The sequence below is a fragment of the Pseudomonas sp. NFACC13-1 genome (assembly GCF_900104425.1).
Taxonomy (GTDB): domain Bacteria; phylum Pseudomonadota; class Gammaproteobacteria; order Pseudomonadales; family Pseudomonadaceae; genus Aquipseudomonas; species Aquipseudomonas fluorescens_AA.
In genome coordinates, this window is record NZ_FMXV01000035.1 from 22,084 (window position 1) to 44,226 (window position 22,143).

Consider the following 22,143-nt stretch of genomic DNA (forward strand, 5'->3'; position numbering starts at 1 on the left):
ACTATTCGGGCGCTGTCCCTGTATAGCCTAAATCGGCGGGGAGATTTGTAACTTAAGGTTAACGACGTAGGAGCGGTGTAGGAGCTGACGAGTGCAACGAAGCTGCGATCTTTCCCTCGACGCTTGAATCCCAAGCGAAAGATCAAAAGATCGCAGGCTTCGCCAGCTCCTACAGAGCCGAGCGGGAGCAAGCTCCCTCGCCACAGAAAGCACCTTGACGACAGCTGTCAGGCCAACACCGTCCACAACGCAAACCCGGCATACCAGAGTACCGCCGCACGCAGCAGCAATTCCCACAGGCGGTCCAGGCTATTGATGCCATCCGGCCCGGCGACAGGCTTGGGAATTTCGCCAGCCACCAGGCCGACCTTGTCGATGAGGTCGGCGGCGCTGATGTTCCAGTTCAACAGCTCATGCAGCATGACCCGGCTGACCGCGACGAAATTGCCCACCAGGGCGAAGCTTGCCGCCAGCAACCGCACCGGCACCCAATCGAAGGCATGGCGCATTTGCGCGGCCCGCTCGGCCACGCCGGGGTTCTGGCTGTGCTCGGCGGCCAGCGCCAGCAGTCGATAGCTCAAGGCCGCGACCGGGCCCAACACGAAGTACCAGAAAATCACCGCGAAAAAGCTCTGGTAGGCCTGCCACAACAAATGCCCCTGGACCCGCTCCAGCAATTGCTCACCGTCATCGGCCTCAATGTCCAGGTCGCGCTTGGCCACATGGGCTGCCGCTTGCAGGTCCTCCCGACGCCAGGCGTCGCGAAACGGCCCGAGGGCGGCCAGCAGATCGCCGCGCCCCAGGCTGTAAATCACCACCAGCAAATGCACCGGCAGCGCCAGCAGACCGTAGGCCACTGGCTCCAGCACCCACAAAAGCAGCGCCAGCACGGCCACAGGCAGCAGGACCAGCACCGTCAGCACCAGCCAGGGTCGGTTGACCCACCGTGGGCTCGCCTCGAGCTTGTTCAGCTCGCGCAGCCAACCGCCGTCGCGCTGGACCCGCTGGCGCAAGGCCGAGAATTTCTCGATCCAGACAGCCAGCAGCAACACCAGAAAACTCATTGTCCTTCCCCTTCTGTCAGGGCCGTGCGATAGCGCGCCCAGTCGAATGCCGGTCCCGGATCGGTCTTGCGCCCCGGTGCGATGTCGCTGTGCCCGCAGATACGCTGCACAGTGATCGCCTTGAACGCCGCTTGCAACTGCCGGGTCAGGTCCACCAATGCGACATATTGCGCGTCGGTGAACGGCAGATCATCCGTGCCCTCAAGCTCGATGCCCAGGGAAAAATCGTTACAGGCCTCACGCCCCTCGAAGCACGAGACGCCCGCATGCCACGCACGATCCAGACAAGAGACAAATTGGGTCACGGCGCCGTCACGCTCGATCAGAAAATGCGCAGAAACCCGCAGGTCAGCGATACCGGCAAAGTAGGGATGTTCCGTGACATCCAGACGATTCTGGAAGAATTCCTGCACCTTGCCGGTGGCGAATTGTGCCGGGGGCAGGCTGATGTTGTGGATCACCAGCAGGGAGATTTCGCCCTCGGGGCGCGCATTGAAGTTGGGCGATGGGCAATGACGCACCCCTTCGCACCAACCGCTCGCGGAGTCCAACTGCATACAGGTTCCTTCGACGACGACGGTGGATACCGCCAGTATGCCGTGATCGGACCGGGCTGCGCGATCACTTGCCGCGATTGAGCTGGCGCAGATTGCCCAGCACCGACTCCAGCGCCCGGTCGAACAACAGGGTGTCGTCCAACAGCCGCGCCGCGCCGCGACGAAACTCCAGGGCCAGGCTGGTGCGGCTGTGCTCCAGCACCTTGAGACCGGTGCGATTGACGAAGACATATTTGCCGGTGGCCTCGATGATCGCCGCCAGCTTGCAACGCAGGGTATTGTCATCGTCCTCCTGGAACTCGACCCAGCTCCCCAGGTGCAACTGGTCGACCTGCAGCAGGCCGACATCATCCGCCGGCAAATGCACCGCCACGCTCTCCCCCGCCGTTTTTTGCGGAGGGCGCAGGACGATTTTTTCCAGCACCTCGACCATGGCCGGCGAATCGAACGGCTGGGCCTGTTCCGTTGCCTGGCCCGTGCGTTCGAGCGCCTGCACATGCAGGACTTCCAGCTCACTGAAAAACTCGCTGGTGGCGAACGGGTCGAACGCCGAACGGCTCAGGCCTTCACGCAGGGCCTTGAGCAGCTCCGGCACCATCGCCAGCAAACGCAGGCCGGCGTCCGGTTCGTCATGCGGCTGGACGCTCCAGATCAAATGCTCCAGGGTCAGGACGTCGGCCTGCCACTCGGCGGAATACTTGCCGTGCTTGAAACAGGTCAGCAACAACACCTGGCTCCAGGCGTGTTGCACGAACTCCACCACGGCTTGCGGCAAGACTTTGCCCAGCATCACCTGGTTCAGCGTCCCTTCGACCCGCTGGCGCGCCAGTTCGGCCTTGGCCCGGCCCTCTTCGGCATCGCGGATACGCTGCTCAAGCAACTCGCTGCGCCGCCGCTCGTCACTGGTGAAGGCCAGGAAATCGGCCAGCAGCTCGGAGAAAATCGCCGGGTCATCGACGAAATCATTCAGCAGGCGCTGCACGACCTGTTCGATGCGCAAATACAGGCTGTCGCGCTGATGATCGTCGCAATCGCCCCAGCCCATGGCGGCGGCCGCGATTTCGTTCAGCAGCCGCCGGGCCGGATGATTGCCGCGGCTGAAGAAGCTCTTGTCCTGCACCGCGACCTTGAGCATCGGGATCTGCAGGCGGCCGATCAGGGCCTTGAAGGAGTCTGGGAGGTTATGGTCGTCGAGGATGAATTCGAACATCATCGAGATCAGGTTGATCACGTCTTCATCGGCGCCTTCGACCACCCGGGACTTGCCACTCCTGACGCTGACCCGGGTCAACAGTTGTTCGAGCTGGCTACGCAGGTCGAATTCGTCCTGCACGGCAGGCGCTGGCACGTACTGCTGCAAGTGCGAGAGCAGCCGCAGCAGGTCACGGGTCGAGATCGGTTGAGGCGGCGCGCTGGCTTCCAGGGTCGGCGCCACACTGCCACGCACTTGCATCAACAGCTTCTGCAAGGCGGCGAACACTTCCTGCACGCTGTCGTCGACCTCGGCATCGCTGGGCTGGGCAGCGATTTCGGCGTTGGCCCTGGGGGGATCCTCGGAGCGATCCGACGCCCGGCGAGCCGGGGTCACCTTGAGCTCCGGCAAGATGCCCGTGGCGGCCAGCAGTTGGTTGGCCTCGGTATAGAGATGGTCGCACTCGCTGAGCACATAACGCTCGAAGAGCTTGAGCAGGATCAGCTTGACCTTGATGCCCACGCCCAGGTTACGCCCGGCCTGCAGGAACTTCTCGCACAGCAGCGCCGGGCTCAGGGGGTTGTACTGGTTGGCCAGCGGCCGGTCCAGCAGTACACCGAGCCGGGCCGTCAGTTGCTCCAGCGACACGCCATCGCGCCTGAGCACCCGAGTGACCATGGCCTCGACCGCCAGATGACGTTCCAGCTCATCGTGGGAACGCTGTGTCTGGCCTTCCGGCGCCAGGGCGGGCACCAGGCTGGCGTGGGTCAGGTCGTACTGGGTCAGGCTGACGAAGGTCTCGAAAAACTGCTCGATGAATTCCCGCTCGATGCTTTTGCGCTTCAGGCGCAAGTCCCGCATGGCCTCGAAGTACAAGTTCTGCTCGACGTCGTCGCGCGCCCGATCGGCCATTTCAAACAAGGTGTCGTCGGCGTTATCGAACAGCCCCTGCAAGCCCAGGCGCAGCTGTTGGGCGGCCTTGTCGCGAACCTGAAGCAGAATCACAGGCAGGCGGGCGAGCGGCGAACGATTCGCCTGATCGGTAGCCACCTTGTGCAAAGGCACTACATTCCCGTCGTTGTGCATCCTGGCCTCCTGAAACGGTTTTCGGTTCGCAACGTCAAAGCTATGACGTCAATCGAAAGGCGCATTATCGGGTAAAACAACCCTGTCGTACCAGTAGACTCTGTGAACCAGCTCGAAATACGGCGCAAATAAGTGACCGGGAAAATGAGGAAATGTTGCGAGGACGCGACCAAATGCAGGTTTCGACACCCTATAATCACGCCACTTTGTTTGTGGAGCCCGTTATGCCGAATCTACGCCTCGCCGATCTGACCGCCGAAATCGAAGCCAACGTGCGCCGTGCGTTGCTTGAAGACATCGGCAGCGGCGACATCACCGCGCAACTGATCCCCGCCGAACGCCTGGCCAAGGCCACCATCATCACCCGCGACGCGGCGATCATCAGTGGCACGGCCTGGGTCGATGCCGTGTTCCGGCAACTGGATCCGCGTGTCGCGGTGCATTGGCAAGTGCACGACGGCGACCGGGTCACTCCCGATCAGGCGCTGTTCCACCTGGAGGGCCCGGCCCGCTCGCTGCTGACCGGCGAACGCAGCGCCCTGAACTTCCTGCAAATGCTCTCGGGCGTCGCCACGCGGGCCCGTTACCTGGCCGACTTTGTCGCCGGGACCCAGGTCAAGCTGCTGGACACCCGCAAGACCCTGCCCGGGCTGCGCCTGGCCCAGAAGTACGCGGTCACCTGCGGTGGCTGCCATAACCACCGCATCGGCCTGTACGACGCTTTCCTGATCAAGGAAAACCACATCGCCGCCTGCGGCGGAATCGCCCAGGCCATCGCGGCCGCCCACAAGATCGCACCGGGCAAACCGGTGGAAATCGAAGTGGAAAGCCTGGCGGAGTTGAACGAAGCGCTGGCGGCCAACGCCGACATCATCATGCTCGACGAACTGAGCCTGGACGACATGCGTGAAGCCGTGCGCCTCAATGGCGGCAAGGCGAAGCTGGAGGCCAGCGGCGGGATCAATGAAAGCACGTTGCGCCCGATCGCCGAGACCGGGGTGGACTACATCTCGATCGGCGCGATGACCAAGGATGTGAAGGCAGTGGATCTGTCGATGCGCTTGAGCCTCTGACAACAAAAAACGCCAGCCTTGAAAGGCTGGCGTTTTTTTCAGACCACCAGATTGTTCATCTCGCAGTACTCATCCCATTCCACGCCCAGCACCTCGGCCGCTTCCTTGTGCAACGCAAGGCGCTGTGCCTCGAACTCTTCAGGCGTGCTGGTGTACTTGAGCGTCAACTCCCAGGGTTGCAGCCCCTGGGCTTCGGCCTCGTCCTCGAATGCCCATTGGATCTGATCTTTCTGATCGTCGGCGGACAAGTCCTTGATCTCTTCCAGCAACTGGGGCGCATCCAGCACGTACTTCTTCAGCGCTTCTTCGTGCCTGGCTTCCTGGGTCAATGCTTTAACAGTCATGGCGTTCTCGTTGATCGGGGGAATGGAAGATGGATCTGGATCATCAAGGATCTCTCTGACGCAAAAAACCGTGTGAAGCCCGGTTTATCTGGCCTTCAGAACCATTCGTGGATCATCTGAAAACTGCTGGGCGATGCACATGCAGGCAACGAATATAGGATGTTTTGCCGACGATTTACACGGTTCTTTACATCTATCCCACAAAAAAACCTGTGCAGAAGAAGCGCTGCGGGCCCTGGAACATCTGTCAAAATAACCAGTCATAGCCATGTGCCATGCCGGCACTTCACAAGGAACCCCAGTGATGCGCAGCTTTTCGAAACGCTTGTCGATCCAACTTGCCACCGCGACCGTGCTGCTTGGCAGCCTGACCTTGACTGACGTGGCTCAAGCGGCGGTTGAAGTCTCCTCCGATGGGCCATCTTCCGACGACGCCATTCCTGCCCTTCGTTATGACCGATTTGATAAGTACGTACTCGTCAAGACCAACGTCAGCGTCAGCGCCTTGGAAAACCTGCCGAAATCCGTGAAGAACAACGCCGAGGAACTGGAAAGCCAGAAACGCGTCCTCAGCGAGCAGGCCCGTCAGATCGAAGAACTCAAGCGCAACAGCGGCTCCAGTTCCACCTCCAGCAGCAAAGAGATTGACGAGCTCAAGCGCACTATCAAGGAACAGGAACGCGACCTGAACGACCTTGGCAAGCAAGTGGAAGAACTCAAGCGCAATAGCGGCTCCAATTCGAGTTCGAGCAACAGCGAGATGTCGTCCCTGAAACGGGAACTCAGCGATCAGGATCGAGAGATGGATCAGCTCAAACGCACGGTCGAGGAACTGAGCAGGAAGGTGAAATAACGAGGGGAAATCTTGCCCGAGACAGGAATCGAACCTGCGACCTTCGCGTTACGAGTGCGCTGCTCTACCGACTGAGCTACACGGGCGGTGGCTAAAACTAGCACCGTCTCCGGTGGCCAGGCAACCTGCCTGGCAGGGATTTTCGTCACACAGCAAAACGCCCCGAACCAGTCGGGGCGTTTGCTTGTTCAGCGGTCAGGCGATGGGGTGATTAAACGCCCGATGCCTTGGCTGCTGCGACGTCCTTGATGGACAGCTTGATACGGCCGCGGTTGTCCACGTCCAGTACCAGCACTTCCACTTCCTGACCTTCCTTGAGGATGTCGGTCACTTTCTCGACGCGAGCATCGCTCAGCATGGAGATGTGAACCAGACCGTCCTTGCCCGGCAGGATGTTGACGAACGCGCCGAAGTCGACGATGCGTTCAACCTTGCCGACGTAGATCTTGCCGATCTCGGCTTCGGCAGTGATGCCCAGGACGCGCTGGCGTGCCGCTTCTGCCGCTTCCTTGGTTTCGCCGAAGATCTTGATCGAACCGTCGTCTTCGATGTCGATCGAAGCCTTGGTTTCTTCACAGATCGCGCGGATGGTCGCGCCGCCTTTACCGATGACATCACGGATTTTGTCGGTGTCGATTTTCATCGCGATCATGGTCGGAGCATTTTCCGACAGCTCGGTACGGGACTGACCGATGATCTGGTTCATCTGGCCGAGGATGTTCAGGCGCGCTTCCAGGGCTTGGCCCAGGGCGATTTCCATGATCTCTTCGGTGATGCCCTTGATCTTGATGTCCATCTGCAGTGCGGTGACGCCCTTGGCGGTACCGGCCACTTTGAAGTCCATGTCGCCCAGGTGGTCTTCGTCACCCAGGATGTCGGTCAGGACGGCGAATTTCTCGCCTTCTTTCACCAGACCCATGGCGATACCGGCAACCGGTGCCTTCATCGGCACACCAGCGTCCATCAGGGCCAGGGATGCGCCGCAGACCGACGCCATGGAGCTCGAGCCGTTGGACTCGGTGATTTCCGATACCACGCGAATGGTGTACGGGAACACGTCAGCGGCTGGCAGCATGGCCTGGACCGAACGACGGGCCAGACGGCCGTGACCGATTTCGCGACGACCGGCGCCACCCATGCGACCACACTCGCCCACCGAGAACGGCGGGAAGTTGTAGTGCAGCATGAACGGGTCTTTCTTTTCGCCTTCCAGGGTGTCCAGCAGTTGCGCGTCACGGGCGGTGCCCAGCGTAGCAACGACCAGGGCCTGGGTTTCGCCACGGGTGAACAGTGCCGAACCGTGGGTCTTGGGCAGGACGCCGACTTCGATGTTCAGCGGACGTACGGTACGGGTGTCGCGACCGTCGATACGCGGCTTGCCGTTGACGATGTTTTCGCGAACGGTGCGGTATTCGATTTCACCGAAAGCGGCTTTCACTTCAGCGGCAGACGGCTGGCCTTCTTCACCGGACAGCTTGGCGACGACCTGGTCTTTCAGCTCGCCCAGGCGCGCATAACGGTCAGCCTTGACGGTGATGGTGTAGGCCTGGGAGATCGCTTCGCCGAACTCGGCACGGATCGCGCCCAGCAGTTCGGTGGCTTCGGCTTGCGGAGCCCAGGTCCAGGTTGGCTTGGCGGCTTCGGCGGCCAGTTCCTTGACGGCGTTGATCACCACCTGGAACTCGTCGTGGGCGAACAGCACGGCGCCCAGCATCTGGTCTTCGGTCAGCTCTTTGGCTTCGGATTCAACCATCAGCACGGCTTCGGAAGTACCGGCCACGACCATGTCCAGGCTCGAGGCTTTCAGTTGCTCGTAGGTCGGGTTCAGCAGGTAGCCGGTGCTTTCGTGGAACGCGACGCGGGCAGCGCCGATCGGGCCATCGAAAGGAATGCCGGAGATGGCCAGGGCAGCCGAGGTACCGATCATCGCAGCGATGTCCGGATCGGTTTTCTTGCTGGTGGATACGACGGTGCAGACAACCTGCACTTCGTTCATGAAGCCTTCTGGGAACAGCGGACGGATCGGACGGTCGATCAGTCGGGAAGTCAGGGTTTCTTTCTCGGAAGGACGGCCTTCGCGCTTGAAGAAACCGCCAGGGATCTTACCGGCAGCGTAAGTCTTTTCCTGGTAGTGGACAGACAGAGGGAAGAAACCCTTGCCTGGATCGGCTTGCTTGGCACCGACAACGGTCACCAATACGCTGACGTCGTCGTCAACGGTGACCAGCACTGCGCCGGAGGCCTGACGGGCGATACGGCCAGTCTCGAGGGTAACGGTCGACTGACCGAACTGGAATTTTTTGATTACCGGGTTCACGGTGTCCTACCTTCTTTGTGGCTCTTGGGGAACTTGTCTTCTTGCGAAATTCTTGGGCAATGACGGGAATCGGCCCGACGCCTGTCCAGGGTAAAACGTGTATCCAGATAAAACTTGAGGCTGGGAGCCTGCCATGCGCCAGCGGGATACCCACTGACGCACGACAGACCACCAACCTCTAGCGCAATCGCTTGTTAGCGACGCAGACCCAGGCGAGCGATCAGAGCGCTGTAACGGCTCACGTCCTTGCCTTTCAGGTAGTCCAGCAGCTTACGACGCTGGTTTACCATGCGGATCAGACCACGACGGGAGTGGTGATCCTTACCGTTGGCCTTGAAGTGACCTTGCAGTTTGTTGATGTTGGCGGTCAGCAGTGCAACTTGCACTTCTGGCGAACCAGTGTCACCAACAGCTTGCTGGTAGTCAGCTACGATTTGAGCTTTTTCTTGAACGTCGAGAGCCATGAGGCAATCCTTCCAGTCAGGAAACTGTTCCGAGGAAACAGCTTCAACAGGCCAGGGACAAATCCCTGTATCTATAAATGAGTAGTGACCGTGCCTGTTAACAGCCACACTCGCCAACCTGCTGTTACGCAGGCTGGTTCCGGTCATTCCGACCGAATCAGTCGACGCGGCGCAATGCGCCCGTCTTCGCTCACTTCACCGATACCGATGAAACGACCGTTGTGATCCTGTACCCGGACCATGCCGAACTTCGGCGCATCCGGGGCACGTACCGGCTGGCCGTTGAGCCAGTAGAACGCACTGTGTTCCGAGAACTGCAAGAGCGGCCAATCCAGCAACCCGCTGTCCGATGGCATCAGGAAACGGTCGACCGCTTCGTTGCCGCCTTCGGCATGCACCGCTTCGAGCTCTTCCAGCGTGACCGTCTGAGCCAACGTGAAAGGCCCGGCCTGGGTCCGTCGCAATTCTGCCACGTACGCGCCACAGCCGAGCTGCTCACCGATATCCTCCACCAGGGTCCGGATATAGGTGCCTTTGCTGCAATCCACGGCCAGCCGCGCAGTATTACCGTCAAAGGCCAGCAATTCCAAGCGCGCAATAGTAACAGAACGCGGTTCGCGCTCCACTACTTCGCCTGCACGGGCCAGTTTATACAACGGCTGCCCATCACGCTTCAAAGCGGAGTACATCGGCGGTATCTGGCTGATTTGCCCGCGAAAACCCGGCAAGACCGCTTCAATATCCGCCTGACCAACGGTCACCGGGCGCTCCAGCAAAACCTCACCTTCAGCATCCGCCGTGGTGGTGGTCTTGCCCAGTTGCGCCAGGGTTTCGTAACCCTTGTCGGAATCAAGCAGGTACTGGGAAAACTTGGTCGCCTCGCCAAAGCACAGCGGCAGCACGCCGGTGGCCAGCGGATCGAGGCTACCGGTGTGCCCGGCCTTTTCAGCATTGAGCAGCCAGCGAACCTTCTGCAACGCCGCGTTGGAGGTGAACCCCAGCGGCTTGTCGAGCAGGATGATACCGCTGACGTTACGACGGATACGTTTGACCTGAGCCACCGATTACTCCTTGGTGTCTTCGGGGTCAGCCGCAACCGGGTGCTGGCTGTCCTGCGCCACGGCGCGCTCGATCAGTGCCGACAGATGCGCACCCCGTGCGACGCTTTCGTCGTAGTGGAAGTGCAACTGTGGGACGCTGCGCAGCTTCATCTCCCGGGCCAGTTGCATACGCAGGAAGCCGGCGGCCGAGTTGAGCACCTTGATGCTCTGGGCGATTTCTTCGGCGCTGTCCTGCCCCATCACGGTGATGAAGATCTTGGCGTGACCGACGTCACGGCTGACTTCCACTGCGGTGATGGTGACCAGGCCGACGCGCGGGTCTTTGACTTCGCGACGGATCAGCTGGGCCAGCTCGCGCTGCATCTGATCGCCGATTCGTTGGGTACGGCTGTATTCTTTTGCCATGTCTTGTTACCTGTTACTGCCCCACGGTGAAACCCGCGAGGTCTGAAAGCGGCAAACGCCCGGCCTGGCAAAAGCCAGACCGGGCGTTGCGTTTAGAGTCCGCCAGCCAGGCAGCGCATGTTCATGCGGCTGCCCGGTGCGGCTCTTGAAGTGCGCGAGTCAGAGGCTGCGAGCAACCTGGACCTTCTCGAAGACTTCGATCTTGTCGCCGACCTTGACGTCGTTGTAGCTCTTGACGCCAATACCGCACTCCATGCCGGCACGTACTTCGGAAGCGTCATCCTTGAAGCGGCGCAGGGATTCCAGCTCGCCTTCGAAGATGACGATGTCTTCACGCAGTACACGGATCGGACGGTTACGGTGAACGACACCCTCGATCACCATGCAACCGGCAATGGCACCGAACTTCGGCGAGCGGAACACGTCGCGAACTTCGGCCACGCCCAGGATGTTCTCCCGCACGTCGCTGCCCAGCATACCGGTCAACGCTTTCTTGACGTCTTCGATGATGTCGTAGATCACGTTGTAGTAACGCATATCCAGGCCTTCCTGCTCGACGATCTTGCGAGCGCCGGCATCGGCACGCACGTTGAAGCCGAACAGTACAGCGTTGGAAGCCAGTGCCAGGTTGGCATCGGATTCGGTGATACCACCGACACCGCCACCGACCACACGCACTTGCACTTCGTCGTTACCCAGGCCATTCAAGGCGCCGTTCAACGCTTCGAGCGAACCACGGACGTCGGATTTGAGGACGATGTTGAGCGTCTTCTTCTCTTCCTGACCCATGTTCTCGAAGATGTTTTCCAGCTTGCCGGCGTGAGCACGAGCCAGTTTGACTTCGCGGAACTTGCCTTGACGGAACAGAGCCACTTCACGGGCTTTCTTCTCGTCAGCCACAACGCTCATCTCGTCGCCAGCGTCCGGGGTGCCGTCCAGGCCGAGGATCTCGACCGGGATAGCCGGACCGGCTTCCTTGATGGACTTGCCGTTCTCGTCGAGCATGGCGCGCACGCGGCCATAGTTCGAGCCGACCAGCACCATGTCGCCTTGGCGCAGGGTACCGTCCTGAACCAGGACAGTCGCAACCGGACCACGGCCCTTGTCGAGACGGGACTCAACGACCACACCACGGCCAGGAGCCGAAGGCGTAGCGGTCAGTTCCAGAACCTCGGCCTGCAACAGAACGGCTTCGAGCAGTTCGTCAACGCCGGTACCCATCTTCGCCGAGACCGGCACGAATGGAGTGTCGCCACCCCACTCTTCGGAGGTCACGCCGTGGACCGACAGTTCGCTGCGGATGCGATCGAGATCGGCGCCCGGCTTGTCGATCTTGTTCACTGCAACCACCAGCGGCACACCAGCTGCCTGGGCATGCTGAACGGCTTCGATGGTTTGCGGCATGACGCCGTCGTCCGCTGCAACCACCAGGATCACGATGTCGGTCGCCTTGGCACCACGGGCACGCATCGCGGTAAACGCGGCGTGACCCGGGGTGTCGAGGAACGTCACCATGCCGCGGTCGGTTTCAACGTGGTAGGCGCCGATGTGCTGGGTAATACCGCCAGCCTCACCTGCTGCTACCTTCGCACGACGGATATAGTCGAGCAGGGAGGTTTTACCGTGGTCAACGTGGCCCATTACGGTCACGACCGGAGCACGGGAAACCGCCTCACCTTCAAACTTCAGGGACTCGGCCAGGGAATCTTCCAGGGCGGTGTCGCTGACCAGGGTCACTTTGTGGCCCAGCTCTTCAGCAACCAGCTGGGCAGTTTCCTGGTCCAGTACCTGGTTGATGGTGGCTGGCGTACCCAGCTTGAACATGAACTTGATGATTTCAGCAGCCTTGACCGACATCTGCTGGGCCAGATCGCCCACAGTGATGGTCTCGCCGATCTTCACTTCACGCACGACAGGGCCGGTAGGACTCTGGAAACCGTGGGCGTTGCGTTTCTTCAGCTTGGCCTTGCCGCGACCGCCGCGACGGAAGCCATCGCTTTCCTCGTCGGTGGTACGTGGCGCAACACGAGGTGCTGGTGCCTTTTCCTTGACCGATGCACGATGAGGCGCGTTCTTGCGCTCGCCATCGCCACTGCCACGACGGTTGTCGTCGGCACGTGGCTTGTCTGGACGACGCTGTTCATCGCGCTTGCGGGTATCGGCCGGAGCCGGCGCCGGTGCCACGACTGGCGCCGCTTCGCGCACAGGTTCGGCGACCGGGGCAACAGCCTCGACGGCTTCTACCGGAGCGGTTTGCGCAGCAGCAGGCTGGCGGCGCGCTTCTTCTTCGGCGCGACGCTTGGCTTCTTCTTCAGCCTTCTGACGAGCAGCATTTTCTACTGCGCGACGTTCTTCCTGTTCGCGTTTGCGCTCGGCTTCGATTTCTTCCGGGCTGCGTTGTACGAAGACTTTCTTCTTGCGTACTTCAACGCTGATGCTTTTGCTACCGGCAACACGCAGGGTGCTGGTGGTTTTACGCTGCAGAGTGATCTTGCGCGGTTCTTCCACTTTAGCCTTGTGACTGCTCTTCAGGTGAGTCAGCAGGGACTGCTTCTCACTGTCGGTCACATGTTCCTCGGCGGCGGTGTGCGGCAGACCTGCCTCACGCATCTGCTGCAACAGGCGCTCTACCGGTGTTTTGACCTCATCGGCCAGTTGTTTCACCGTGACTTGCGTCATGCACTTCTCTCCTCAGGCCGCGCCTAATTACTCGAACCAGTGGGCTCGGGCGGCCATGATCAACTTGCCGGCACGATCATCGTCAATGCCGTCGATGTCGAGCAGATCGTCAATAGACTGCTCGGCCAGGTCTTCGCGGGTAATTACGCCGCGCACCGCCAGTTCCATCGCCAAATCCTTGTCCATGCCCTCAAGCGAGAGCAGGTCTTCGGCCGGATGGGCGTCTGCCAGCTTTTCCTCAGTAGCGATGGCTTTGGTCAACAAACGATCCTTGGCCCGAGCGCGAAGCTCGTTGACGATTTCCTCGTCAAAGCCGTCGATGTTGAGCATTTCCTCCACCGGTACGTAGGCAATCTCTTCCAGGCTGGTAAAGCCTTCATCCACCAGCACCTGTGCCAGTTCTTCATCGACTTCAAGCTCTTCGATGAAGTTGCGCAGGATATCGCCAGTTTCAGCTTGCTGTTTAGCCTGGATGTCCGATTCGGTCATCACGTTCAGGGTCCAGCCAGTCAATTGGCTGGCCAGACGCACGTTCTGACCACCGCGACCGATGGCCTGAGCCAGATTGTCTGCGCCAACGGCGATGTCCATGGCGTGGGCATCTTCGTCGACGATAATTGCCGCCACTTCAGCAGGCGACATGGCATTGATCACGAACTGAGCCGGGTTGTCGTCCCACAGGACGATGTCCACGCGCTCGCCGCCCAACTCGCCGGATACGGCCTGGACACGCGAACCACGCATGCCGATGCAGGCACCTTGCGGGTCGATGCGCTTGTCCTTGGAGCGGACCGCGATCTTGGCACGCGAACCCGGATCACGGGAGGCGGCCATGACTTCGATCAGGCCTTCAGCAATTTCCGGCACTTCGATGCGGAACAACTCGATCAGCATTTCCGGCGCTGTACGCGACAGGATCAGCTGCGGGCCCCGGTTCTCGGTGCGGATTTCCTTGAGCAGCGCACGCAAACGCACGCCAACCCGGAAAGTTTCGCGGGAGATGATGTCTTCGCGAGCCAGCAACGCTTCGGCGTTGTTGCCCAGGTCGACGATCACGTTGTCGCGGGTGACCTTTTTCACGGTGCCGGAGATGATTTCCCCCAGGCGCTCGCGATAAGCGTCGACCACTTGCGCACGCTCGGCTTCGCGAACTTTCTGCACGATGACCTGCTTGGCAGTCTGTGCAGCGATGCGGCCGAACTCAATGGATTCGATTTTTTCTTCGACGACATCACCGACCTTGGCGCCCGGATGCGTTTCTGCAACCTTGCTTGGCCAGGTTTCGATAGCCGGATCGTCCAGGTCGGCTTCCTCGACGACCGTCCAGCGACGGAAAGTCTCGTAGGCACCCGTGTGGCGATTGATCTCCACACGCAAATCAACTTCGTCTTCGAACCGCTTCTTGGTAGCAGTGGCCAGAGCCAGCTCCAGCGCTTCAAAAATAACGTTAGCCGGTACGCCCTTTTCATTGGATACCGACTCAACAACCAGCAGTACTTCTTTGCTCATCGTACGCCTCGCCTTTCGCAAGCCATTGGATCCGCGGGATCCGCAGTATCTGGCACGTATCAGTCAAAACTGGGAATAATGTTGGCCTTGTCGATCATATCGATCGGCAACAGGAACTCATGGTCATCTACCTGCACCACGACGTCCTGCTCTTCTACACCGCGCAGAAGGCCTTGGAAGTTGCGCCGACCTTCGAAAGGCGAGCGCAGCTTGATCTTCACTTGTTCACCGGCAAACAAAGCGAACTGTTCAAGTGTGAACAGGGGGCGCTCCATGCCAGGCGAGGAAACTTCAAGGGTGTATTCGGAGGTGATTGGATCTTCGACATCCAGTACACCGCTGATCTGACGGCTGACGATGGCGCAATCGTCCACCAACACGCCGCCTTCCTTATCGATATAAACGCGCAACAGTGAGTGGCGACCTTGAGCCGAAAACTCAATACCCCAGCATTCATAGCCAAGGGCCACGACCACCGGGGCCAACAAGGCCTGCAACTGTTCTAGCTTGCTCGACACCTGAACCCCCTCGTGCATGTTTGTGCATGCTGTGCAAATAAAAAAAAATGGGCGAATCGCCCATCCCTGAAACGCCGTCGAATAGCGGCGTTATAAAGTGTCCAGCTAACAAAAAGCCCCTTGGAAGGGGCCCCTGAAACTGGTTGCGGGAGCCGGATTTGAACCGACGACCTTCGGGTTATGAGCCCGACGAGCTACCAGACTGCTCCATCCCGCGACAAAGCTGGGGCGGAAGTATACGACCGATCCTTTACAGGGTCAATGTAACCCTTCCACCTACAAGAAAGCCCGCAATCGCGGGCTCTCCTGATAATTGGTACCGAGAAGGGGACTCGAACCCCTACACCCTATGGGCACAACCACCTCAAGGTTGCGTGTCTACCAATTCCACCACCTCGGCAATACAGCGTTTGAAACCTTCTTACTTCTGCTCTTGAGCTGGAGGCACGTCAGTCGCCGGGTTGGCCGACTTTTGCTCTTGAAGCACCGGGACATCATCAGAAGCCGGTTGTTGTTGCTTGGGCGCTTCCAGTACCGCCGGGTTTGGCAAACCTACTTGAGTCAGCTCGTGAGCTTTCTCTTTAGCAAAGTAACCTAACCCTAAGCTGGTCATGAAGAAACCGGCGGCAAGTATAGCAGTAAACTTACTAAGAAAGGTAGAGGAACCTTGGCTTCCGAACACAGTATTTGAAGCACCTGCACCGAAAGACGCACCAGCATCCGCACCTTTACCCTGCTGCAGCAATACGAGAGCAACTACGCCCAGTGCACCCAGCAGATGAAAAACGACTACGACTGTTTCCAGCATTTTTTCAGTTTCCCGCGGCGCGACAGATCGCACCGAACTCATCTGCATTCAGGGACGCTCCACCAATGAGCCCCCCATCGATATCCGGCATGCCGAACAGTTCGGCCGCATTGGCCGCCTTCACGCTGCCGCCGTATAGAAGCCGCACACCTCGTGCCACTTCAGAATTCTCTTCCGCCAACTGCGCGCGGATGGCTGCGTGCACATCCTGCGCCTGTTGCGGCGAAGCCGTCAGCCCGGTACCAATGGCCCAGACCGGCTCGTAGGCAATGACTGCCTTTGCAAAAGCACCGACACCCAGGTCTTCGATGATGCTGCCGAGCTGACGCCCGACAACCTCAAGGGTCTTGCCGGCCTCACGCTGCGCGAGGGTTTCCCCTACGCACAACACCGGAATCAGACCACAGGCCTGGGCCGCAGCAAACTTGCGGATCAAGGTCTTGTCCTGCTCGCCCATGATCTGGCGACGCTCGGAATGTCCAACCAGGACCAGGGAGCAACCTGCATCCACCAACTGACTCGGTGCAATCTCACCGGTCAACGCACCTTGCATGGATTCCACCGCAGAGTTCTGCGCGCCGACCGAAATCGACTTGCCTTTCAAGCCATCAATCACTTGATTGATATACAAGCAAGGCGGGAATACCGCGACATCAACACCGCTTGGCAAGGCCAGATGACGAAGGCCATTGATCAGCTCAGCGACGCTGGCGCGGGTACCGTGCATCTTCCAGTTACCAGCTACCATAGGGCGACGCATGCTGTACCTCGTCGGTCAAAGTGGGCGCAGATGTTACCCAACCGATTCATGACTGGCAAGCCGAATTCAGGCAGAAACTTCAGTAACCAGTTTTGCCAGCTCTTCGGCATAACCGCGAACCTGCGCTTCGTCCTCGCCTTCGACCATGACGCGCACCAAAGGCTCTGTGCCGGACTTGCGCAACAACACGCGCCCACGCCCCGCCATCGCCGCTGTCACACGTTCGCTGGCCTGCTTGACCTGCGCATGTTCGAGAGGATTCACACCGCCACCGAAACGCACGTTGATCAACACTTGCGGGCATTTACGCAATGCCTGGCGCGACTGTGCGAGCCCTTCGTTGCGCGCCTTGAGCGCCATCAGCACCTGCAGGGCCGCAATGATCGCATCACCGGTGGTGGTATGGTCGAAGCACACGATATGGCCGGAGTTCTCGCCCCCGATCACCCAGTTGCGCTCCAGCAACTCCGAAATCACGTAGCGGTCGCCGACGTTGGCCCGCACGAACGGGATATCCAGGTCCGCCAGGGCCAGTTCAAGCCCGAGGTTGCTCATCAAGGTGCCGACCACGCCGCCCTGCAGCTTGCCGCGCCCATGCAGGTCACGAGCGATGATGAACAGCAGTTCGTCACCGTCGACGACCGTACCGGTGTGATCGACCATCAGGACCCGATCACCGTCGCCATCGAAGGCGATACCGAGATCGGCCTGCTCGGCCAGCACTGCTGCCTGCAAGGCCTCGGTATGGGTGGAACCACAGTTGTGGTTGATGTTCAGGCCGTTAGGCTGGGCGGAAAGCACCACCACATCGGCACCCAACTCGCGAAAGACGCTCGGCGCGACTTTATAGGTGGCGCCGTGAGCGCAATCGACAACAATTTTCAGGCCGGAAAAGCTGGTACCAGTCGGCACGCTGCCTTTGCAGAATTCGATGTAGCGACCCGACGCATCGTTGATCCGCGACACCTTGCCGATCTTGCTCGACTCGACCACGGTCATCGGCGCGTCCAGCAGCTCTTCGATCATCAGCTCGATGTCATCCGGCAGCTTGGTACCCTGGCCGGAGAAGAACTTGATGCCGTTGTCATCATGGGGGTTGTGCGAGGCACTGATCACGATGCCCGCCTGGGCCTGGAACGTACGAGTCAGATAGGCGATGGCCGGCGTCGGCATCGGGCCCAGCAGCATCACATCGGCGCCCGCCGACGTCAGGCCGGCCTCGAGCGCCGATTCGAACATGTAGCCGGAAATTCGCGTGTCCTTGCCGACCAGCACCTTGCAGGCGCCCATCTTGCGGAATGCCATGCCTGCCGCCCAGCCGAGCTTGAGCATGAAATCAGGGGTAATAGGGTATTCGCCGACCCGACCACGAATACCGTCGGTGCCAAAGTATTTCTTGCTCATAAGTGCTCCGTCATTCTTATTCGGCTGAATCCACAGCTGCGATCATCCGCACGACATCCATCGTTTCGGCTACATCGTGCACGCGCAATATGCGTGCACCTTTGGCAAGGGCCAAGGCCGCAAGGGCGAGACCACCATACAGGCGCTCTCCCACCGGCCGCCCCAGGGCATTGCCTATAATGCTCTTTCGCGAGACCCCGACCAACAGGGGCCGCCCCAGGGCGTGCAAGGCTTCCATATGCTTGAACAGGCTCAGGTTGTGCGCCAAGGTCTTGGCAAAGCCGAACCCGGGATCAAGGATGATCCGCTCGGCGGGAATGCCCACGGCAGCACATTGTTCCAGACGCGCCACCAGGAACTCACCCACCTCCCTGGTCACATCGTCATAATGCGGGTCGTTCTGCATGGTCCCCGGCTCGCCGAGCATATGCATCAGGCAAACCGGCAACCCGGTGGCCGCCGCGGCATCCAGGGCACCATCGCGCTGCAAGGACCGAACATCGTTGATCAGGCCCGCTCCCAGTCGCGCAGTCTCGCGCATGACCGCGGGCGTGGACGTATCGACCGAGATAATGACATCGAGTTCGCGATGGATGCGTTCCACAATCGGCGCCACCCGTTCCAGCTCTTCGATGGGCGAAACCGCGCGCGCACCCGGCCGGGTCGATTCACCACCCACATCGATCAGTGTCGCGCCAGCGGCCACCATGGCCTCGGCATGCCGCAGCGCAGCATCGAGCTGGCTGAATCGACCACCATCGGAAAAGGAATCAGGCGTGACATTGAGAATGCCCATGACATGTGCATGGGCCAAATCAAGAACCCGGTTGCCGCAAGGCAACCGGGTCGAGGACTGAACAGAAGTCATTTCAAGCCTTAGACATCAGCGGCAGGACCGCCAATCGGTGTTTCCGGACGCTCACCCTGTACCGCCGGAGGTGTACCGGAGGTACCGGTACCACCGCCCGACCAGTCACGAGGCTCGCGAGGCTCGCGACCCGCCATGATGTCGTCGATCTGCTCGGCATCGATGGTTTCGTACTTCATCAGGGCGTCGGCCATGGCATCGAGCTTGTCACGGTTGTCCGTGAGGATCTGCCGGGCAGTGCCATAGCACTGGTCGATGATGCTGCGCACCTCGGAATCGATCAGCTTGGCCGTCTCGCCGGAGAAGCTTGCATGCTGGCCACTGCCACCACGACCGAGGAACACTTCCCCTTCTTCTTCGGCATACATCAACGGCCCCAGCTTCTCGGACAGGCCCCACTTGGTGACCATGTTCCGAGCGATCTGACTGGCGCGCATGATGTCGTTGGATGCACCCGTGGTCACACCGTCGAAGCCCAACGTCATCTCTTCAGCGATACGACCGCCGTACAACGAACAGATCTGACTGATCAATGCACGCTTGGACAGGCTGTAGCGATCCTCTTCCGGCAGGAACATGGTCACGCCCAGGGCACGACCACGCGGGATGATCGAGACCTTGTAGACCGGATCATGCTCGGGCACGACACGACCAACGATCGCGTGACCCGCCTCGTGATACGCAGTGTTCTGCTTTTCTTTCTCCGACATGACCATGGATTTGCGCTCCGCGCCCATCATGATCTTGTCCTTGGCCAGCTCGAATTCCTTCATTTCCACGACGCGCTTGCCGGTACGAGCGGCGAACAGCGACGCTTCGTTGACCAGGTTCGCCAAGTCGGCACCGGAAAAGCCCGGCGTGCCACGCGCGATGACGGCCGGAGCGACGTCGTCGCCCATCGGCACCTTGCGCATATGGACCTTGAGGATCTGCTCGCGCCCACGAATGTCCGGCAGCCCTACCACGACCTGGCGGTCGAAACGACCTGGACGCAACAGCGCAGGGTCGAGCACGTCAGGACGGTTGGTGGCGGCGATCACGATGATGCCGTCGTTCATTTCGAAACCGTCCATCTCGACCAGCAACTGGTTGAGCGTCTGTTCGCGCTCGTCGTGACCGCCACCCATGCCGGCGCCACGATGGCGACCAACAGCGTCGATTTCGTCGATGAAGATGATGCACGGTGCGTGTTTCTTGGCCTGCTCGAACATGTCGCGAACACGGCTGGCGCCCACGCCGACGAACATTTCGACGAAGTCGGAACCGGAAATCGTGAAGAACGGCACCTTGGCTTCGCCGGCAATCGCCTTGGCCAGCAAGGTTTTACCGGTACCTGGCGGGCCTACCATCAGCACGCCGCGCGGGATACGCCCGCCCAGGCGCTGGAACTTGCCCGGATCGCGCAGGAACTCGACCAGTTCGCCCACTTCTTCCTTGGCTTCGTCGCAGCCTGCGACGTCGGCCAGGGTGGTTTTCACCTGGTCTTCGGAAAGTAGCCGGGCCTTGCTCTTGCCAAAGCTCATCGGCCCGCCCTTGCCACCACCGCCGCCCTGCATCTGGCGCATGAAGAACATGAACACCGCGATGATCACCAGGATCGGGAAGCTGGCCACCAGGAGCTGGGTCCAGATGCTTTGCTGCTCTGGCTGCTTGCCTTCGACCACGACATGGTTGTCCACCAGGTCGCCAATCAGGCCATTGTCCTGGATTGCCGGACGAATGGTCTTGAAGCTGTCGCCATCGGTGCGCTTGCCGGTAATCACATAGCCATCAACGGCTACGCGCTCGACCTTGCCATCCTTGACCTGCTGGATGAAGTCGGAATAGTTGAGGGTCTGCGGCTCGTTAGGACTGGAGAAGTTGTTCATCACGGTCACCAGGACAGCGGCGATGATCAACCACAGGATCAGATTCTTTGCCATATCGTTCAATTAACTACCCTCTGAAGCAAGCTCCGCTACTGGCGCGCGCTTCGCATGATATTCACCGGCCTAACTTACTACATTACCTACGACTCTGGCAGGCGCCGTCTGTAACCCTTTGTGAAACTTTGACCGCATAATTTTGGTTACGCGGCTTTTTCAACGCGAGACAAAAAAAACTATCGCCCTGTTCAAAGACGCTCATCACTGGCCGCGCCTTCGACACCGCGAAAGCCCCGCGCCAGCAGATACTGCTCGCGAGAACGGTCACGGGACGACAATGGCTTGCGCATCTGCACCTTGTCGAACAACTTGCGGATGCCCTTGTGGTATTCGTCGAAGCCTTCCCCCTGGAAGACCTTGATCAGAAAATCACCGCCTGGACGCAAAACCCGCCCGGCAAGATCCAGGGCCAGCTCGCTGAGGAACATGGCACGAGGCATGTCGACAGCCGCCAATCCACTCATATTGGGGGCCATATCGGAAATCACAAGGTCAACTTGCGTATTTCCGACGGCTTCCAGGATTTTCGCCAGTACGGCGTCTTCCGTGAAATCGCCCTGGATAAAGGTCACATCAGGGATGCTGTCCATTTCCAGGATGTCGGAAGCGATCAAGCGGCCCTGACCACCAATCAGACGACTGGTAACCTGGGACCAGCCGCCCGGGGCTGCGCCAAGGTCGATCACGGTCATGCCTGGACGGATCAGGCGATCCTTTTCCTGGATCTCCAGCAATTTATAGCTGGCACGAGAGCGATAGCCGTCTTTTTGCGCCATTTTGACGTACGGATCGTTGAAATGCTCTCTGAGCCAGTTCTGGCTAGTCTTGGAACGGGCCACGGGCCACCTCTAAAAATAAAACGGGTCGTGATTAAGTGGGCGGTCCCGGACTTGCTCGGGTAAACTGGCCGCCGCTTTTTACAAGATCAGACGCAGGGGTCAGATTATGCCGCTCACTCAAGAGCAGAAGAAACAATACAAATCCATTGGCCACCATCTGAAACCGGTTTTGACTGTGGCTGACAACGGTTTGACTGAAGGTGTACTCGCCGAACTGGAACGCGCCCTGGGCGATCACGAGCTGATCAAGATCAAGCTCAACATCCTCGATCGCGAAGCCCGCCTGGCTGCCGTTGCCGAATTGTGCAAGACCGGCAAGGCAGACCTGGTGCAGGTCATCGGCAAGATGGCGCTGATTTATCGCAAGAATTTCAGCGTCAACAAGCAACTGTCGAACGTTCATCGCTTCAAGTGATG

General features: G+C 59.7%; 20 protein-coding genes and 3 tRNA genes. 3 read left to right on the forward strand and 20 right to left on the reverse strand.

What is annotated here, in order from left to right; all coding sequences use genetic code 11:
• Positions 1 to 227: 227 nt before the first annotated feature.
• From ampE to BLQ55_RS28140, 3 genes are all read right to left on the reverse strand, one after another.
• The gene (gene ampE, locus BLQ55_RS28130) at positions 228 to 1,064 is read right to left on the reverse strand and encodes a regulatory signaling modulator protein AmpE (RefSeq protein WP_092202137.1); all 837 of its coding nucleotides are present in this window, start codon (positions 1,062 to 1,064) and stop codon (positions 228 to 230) included.
• A complete protein-coding gene (gene ampD, locus BLQ55_RS28135; protein WP_092202135.1) occupies positions 1,061 to 1,621 on the reverse strand; it encodes a 1,6-anhydro-N-acetylmuramyl-L-alanine amidase AmpD in 561 nt (186 codons plus the stop codon). The genes ampE and ampD overlap by 4 nt, the downstream gene beginning before the upstream one ends.
• Positions 1,622 to 1,685: 64 nt before the next feature.
• Positions 1,686 to 3,899, reverse strand: coding sequence for a DUF1631 domain-containing protein (locus BLQ55_RS28140; RefSeq protein WP_092258753.1), 2,214 nt, complete (start codon positions 3,897 to 3,899; stop codon positions 1,686 to 1,688).
• Between the two features lie 224 nt (positions 3,900 to 4,123).
• Here BLQ55_RS28140 and nadC point away from each other — a divergent pair, with 224 nt between their 5' ends.
• Complete coding sequence (nadC, locus tag BLQ55_RS28145) at positions 4,124 to 4,972, forward strand: carboxylating nicotinate-nucleotide diphosphorylase (RefSeq protein WP_092202131.1); 849 nt, start codon at positions 4,124 to 4,126, stop codon at positions 4,970 to 4,972.
• 38 nt (positions 4,973 to 5,010) lie between these two features.
• On the opposite strand, the gene BLQ55_RS28150 is transcribed toward nadC, so the two are convergent.
• Positions 5,011 to 5,316, reverse strand: coding sequence for a DUF6388 family protein (locus BLQ55_RS28150; protein WP_072341097.1), 306 nt, complete (start codon positions 5,314 to 5,316; stop codon positions 5,011 to 5,013).
• Positions 5,317 to 5,620: 304 nt separating this feature from the next.
• Between BLQ55_RS28150 and BLQ55_RS28155 the strand changes: the two genes are divergently transcribed.
• Complete coding sequence (locus BLQ55_RS28155) at positions 5,621 to 6,169, forward strand: hypothetical protein (protein WP_092258756.1); 549 nt, start codon at positions 5,621 to 5,623, stop codon at positions 6,167 to 6,169.
• A 13-nt stretch (positions 6,170 to 6,182) separates the two neighbouring features.
• Here BLQ55_RS28155 and BLQ55_RS28160 read toward each other — a convergent pair.
• The 16 genes from BLQ55_RS28160 to rlmE all read right to left on the reverse strand — a co-directional run bounded on the left by BLQ55_RS28160 (position 6,183) and on the right by rlmE (position 21,726).
• Positions 6,183 to 6,255: transfer RNA gene (locus BLQ55_RS28160), tRNA-Thr, on the reverse strand.
• A 125-nt stretch (positions 6,256 to 6,380) separates the two neighbouring features.
• Positions 6,381 to 8,486, reverse strand: coding sequence for a polyribonucleotide nucleotidyltransferase (gene pnp / locus BLQ55_RS28165; RefSeq protein WP_072411314.1), 2,106 nt, complete (start codon positions 8,484 to 8,486; stop codon positions 6,381 to 6,383).
• 194 nt (positions 8,487 to 8,680) lie between these two features.
• Positions 8,681 to 8,950 carry a 30S ribosomal protein S15 gene (rpsO, locus tag BLQ55_RS28170; RefSeq protein WP_011332409.1) on the reverse strand — a complete coding sequence of 90 codons (270 nt, stop codon included), beginning with the start codon at positions 8,948 to 8,950 and terminating at the stop codon, positions 8,681 to 8,683.
• A 143-nt stretch (positions 8,951 to 9,093) separates the two neighbouring features.
• Positions 9,094 to 10,011, reverse strand: a complete 918-nt coding sequence (truB, locus tag BLQ55_RS28175) for a tRNA pseudouridine(55) synthase TruB (protein ID WP_060739216.1) — start codon at positions 10,009 to 10,011, stop codon at positions 9,094 to 9,096.
• A 3-nt stretch (positions 10,012 to 10,014) separates the two neighbouring features.
• Positions 10,015 to 10,416, reverse strand: coding sequence for a 30S ribosome-binding factor RbfA (rbfA, locus tag BLQ55_RS28180; RefSeq protein WP_060739217.1), 402 nt, complete (start codon positions 10,414 to 10,416; stop codon positions 10,015 to 10,017).
• Positions 10,417 to 10,575: 159 nt separating this feature from the next.
• Positions 10,576 to 13,095 (reverse strand): translation initiation factor IF-2, encoded by a 2,520-nt coding sequence (infB, locus tag BLQ55_RS28185; RefSeq protein WP_060739218.1) that lies wholly within the window; start codon positions 13,093 to 13,095, stop codon positions 10,576 to 10,578.
• A 27-nt stretch (positions 13,096 to 13,122) separates the two neighbouring features.
• Positions 13,123 to 14,604, reverse strand: a complete 1,482-nt coding sequence (nusA, locus tag BLQ55_RS28190) for a transcription termination factor NusA (protein WP_003177868.1) — start codon at positions 14,602 to 14,604, stop codon at positions 13,123 to 13,125.
• A gap of 59 nt (positions 14,605 to 14,663) precedes the next feature.
• Entirely contained in the window at positions 14,664 to 15,122 is a 459-nt protein-coding gene (rimP, locus tag BLQ55_RS28195; protein WP_053118762.1) for a ribosome maturation factor RimP, read from the reverse strand.
• A gap of 140 nt (positions 15,123 to 15,262) precedes the next feature.
• Positions 15,263 to 15,339 (reverse strand) — tRNA-Met (locus tag BLQ55_RS28200).
• A 97-nt stretch (positions 15,340 to 15,436) separates the two neighbouring features.
• Positions 15,437 to 15,522 (reverse strand) — tRNA-Leu (locus tag BLQ55_RS28205).
• 21 nt (positions 15,523 to 15,543) lie between these two features.
• Positions 15,544 to 15,930, reverse strand: a complete 387-nt coding sequence (gene secG / locus BLQ55_RS28210; RefSeq protein WP_003177862.1) for a preprotein translocase subunit SecG — start codon at positions 15,928 to 15,930, stop codon at positions 15,544 to 15,546.
• Between the two features lie 4 nt (positions 15,931 to 15,934).
• Entirely contained in the window at positions 15,935 to 16,690 is a 756-nt protein-coding gene (tpiA, locus tag BLQ55_RS28215) for a triose-phosphate isomerase (protein ID WP_060739219.1), read from the reverse strand.
• A 66-nt stretch (positions 16,691 to 16,756) separates the two neighbouring features.
• Positions 16,757 to 18,094: a phosphoglucosamine mutase gene (gene glmM / locus BLQ55_RS28220; RefSeq protein ID WP_092202126.1), complete on the reverse strand. Its 1,338-nt coding sequence runs from the start codon at positions 18,092 to 18,094 to the stop codon at positions 16,757 to 16,759.
• Positions 18,095 to 18,110: 16 nt separating this feature from the next.
• Positions 18,111 to 18,962, reverse strand: coding sequence for a dihydropteroate synthase (folP, locus tag BLQ55_RS28225; protein WP_092258759.1), 852 nt, complete (start codon positions 18,960 to 18,962; stop codon positions 18,111 to 18,113).
• An 8-nt stretch (positions 18,963 to 18,970) separates the two neighbouring features.
• Positions 18,971 to 20,884 (reverse strand): ATP-dependent zinc metalloprotease FtsH, encoded by a 1,914-nt coding sequence (gene ftsH / locus BLQ55_RS28230; RefSeq protein WP_092202121.1) that lies wholly within the window; start codon positions 20,882 to 20,884, stop codon positions 18,971 to 18,973.
• Positions 20,885 to 21,075: 191 nt separating this feature from the next.
• Positions 21,076 to 21,726 carry a 23S rRNA (uridine(2552)-2'-O)-methyltransferase RlmE gene (gene rlmE / locus BLQ55_RS28235; RefSeq protein WP_060739222.1) on the reverse strand — a complete coding sequence of 217 codons (651 nt, stop codon included), beginning with the start codon at positions 21,724 to 21,726 and terminating at the stop codon, positions 21,076 to 21,078.
• A 106-nt stretch (positions 21,727 to 21,832) separates the two neighbouring features.
• Between rlmE and BLQ55_RS28240 the strand changes: the two genes are divergently transcribed.
• Entirely contained in the window at positions 21,833 to 22,141 is a 309-nt protein-coding gene (locus tag BLQ55_RS28240; protein ID WP_003177852.1) for a YhbY family RNA-binding protein, read from the forward strand.
• Positions 22,142 to 22,143: the final 2 nt, after the last annotated feature.

Coding starts and splice junctions, on each gene's coding strand:
- ampE (WP_092202137.1), bottom strand. CDS start 1,064: ATGAGTTTTCTGGTGTTGCTGCTGGCTGTCTGGATCGAGAAATTCTCG.
- ampD (WP_092202135.1), bottom strand. CDS start 1,621: ATGCAGTTGGACTCCGCGAGCGGTTGGTGCGAAGGGGTGCGTCATTGC.
- BLQ55_RS28140 (WP_092258753.1), bottom strand. CDS start 3,899: ATGCACAACGACGGGAATGTAGTGCCTTTGCACAAGGTGGCTACCGAT.
- nadC (WP_092202131.1), top strand. CDS start 4,124: ATGCCGAATCTACGCCTCGCCGATCTGACCGCCGAAATCGAAGCCAAC.
- BLQ55_RS28150 (WP_072341097.1), bottom strand. CDS start 5,316: ATGACTGTTAAAGCATTGACCCAGGAAGCCAGGCACGAAGAAGCGCTG.
- BLQ55_RS28155 (WP_092258756.1), top strand. CDS start 5,621: ATGCGCAGCTTTTCGAAACGCTTGTCGATCCAACTTGCCACCGCGACC.
- rpsO (WP_011332409.1), bottom strand. CDS start 8,950: ATGGCTCTCGACGTTCAAGAAAAAGCTCAAATCGTAGCTGACTACCAG.
- rbfA (WP_060739217.1), bottom strand. CDS start 10,416: ATGGCAAAAGAATACAGCCGTACCCAACGAATCGGCGATCAGATGCAG.
- infB (WP_060739218.1), bottom strand. CDS start 13,095: ATGACGCAAGTCACGGTGAAACAACTGGCCGATGAGGTCAAAACACCG.
- nusA (WP_003177868.1), bottom strand. CDS start 14,604: ATGAGCAAAGAAGTACTGCTGGTTGTTGAGTCGGTATCCAATGAAAAG.
- secG (WP_003177862.1), bottom strand. CDS start 15,930: ATGCTGGAAACAGTCGTAGTCGTTTTTCATCTGCTGGGTGCACTGGGC.
- tpiA (WP_060739219.1), bottom strand. CDS start 16,690: ATGCGTCGCCCTATGGTAGCTGGTAACTGGAAGATGCACGGTACCCGC.
- glmM (WP_092202126.1), bottom strand. CDS start 18,094: ATGAGCAAGAAATACTTTGGCACCGACGGTATTCGTGGTCGGGTCGGC.
- folP (WP_092258759.1), bottom strand. CDS start 18,962: ATGACTTCTGTTCAGTCCTCGACCCGGTTGCCTTGCGGCAACCGGGTT.
- ftsH (WP_092202121.1), bottom strand. CDS start 20,884: ATGGCAAAGAATCTGATCCTGTGGTTGATCATCGCCGCTGTCCTGGTG.
- BLQ55_RS28240 (WP_003177852.1), top strand. CDS start 21,833: ATGCCGCTCACTCAAGAGCAGAAGAAACAATACAAATCCATTGGCCAC.